This window comes from Streptomyces chiangmaiensis (assembly GCF_036281785.1).
In the GTDB taxonomy this organism is placed as follows: domain Bacteria; phylum Actinomycetota; class Actinomycetes; order Streptomycetales; family Streptomycetaceae; genus Streptomyces; species Streptomyces chiangmaiensis.
In genome coordinates this window covers 1-730 of sequence record NZ_JAYWVC010000688.1, presented here as the reverse complement: position 1 = coordinate 730, position 730 = coordinate 1, and the positions used below count along the sequence as shown (strand labels likewise).

The window sequence follows — 730 nt, the reverse complement described above, 5'->3', positions numbered from 1 at the left end:
CCTCAAAGCGTCTGGGGCCCTTTCGGGACGGCATGATCTTGGGAAAACTGGGTGTGCTGTCCGGTCGACGTCGGCTTGTCTTAGCGCGGGTGAGCCTGCCTCAAAGCGAGACGTGAGGGTCTCGGGCGCCGTGAACTGCCGCTTCGAGCGCGATCTTCAGACTCCGTGATGTGAGCCCCTCCCGGACGGTCTTGGTGGTTACTGCGAGGGGAGGCTCGGTGGAACGGATCGTGGAGCGGCCCGCGGGCTTGGACGTGCACAAGGACGTGGTCGTCGCCGAGGTGCACCTCCCCGGAGGGGCCGTCGAACAAGGAAGCTTCGGCACGACCACCCCCGGCCTGCTGGTGCTGCGGGACTGGCTGGTCGGGCATGGTGTCACCCGCGTCGGGATCGAATCGACCGGGGTGTACTGGAAGTGCGTGTACTACATGCTCGAGGACGACATGGAGGTCTGGCTGCTCAACGCCCGGCACATGCGCAACATCCCGGGTCGCAAGACCGACGTCGCCGATGCCTCGTGGATCTGCCAGCTGATCGAGTTCGGGCTGGTCCGTCCCTCGTTCGTGCCACCGAAGCCGGTCCGTGAGCTGAGGAACCTCACCCGCTACCGCAAGGCGCAGATCGAGGAGCGCACCCGGGAGACCCAGCGTCTGGACAAGATCCTGCAGGACGCCGGCGTGAAGCTGTCGAGCGTGGCCTCCGACGTGCTGGGCAAGTCCGGTCGGGCGAT

Annotated in this window: 1 protein-coding gene; it reads left to right on the top strand. The window is 66.2% G+C overall.

Annotation, left to right across the window (positions count from 1 at the left end):
* Positions 1 to 218: 218 nt before the first annotated feature.
* The coding region (locus tag VXC91_RS46435; protein ID WP_329513342.1) for an IS110 family transposase at positions 219 to 730 on the top strand (512 nt) is incomplete at its 3' end.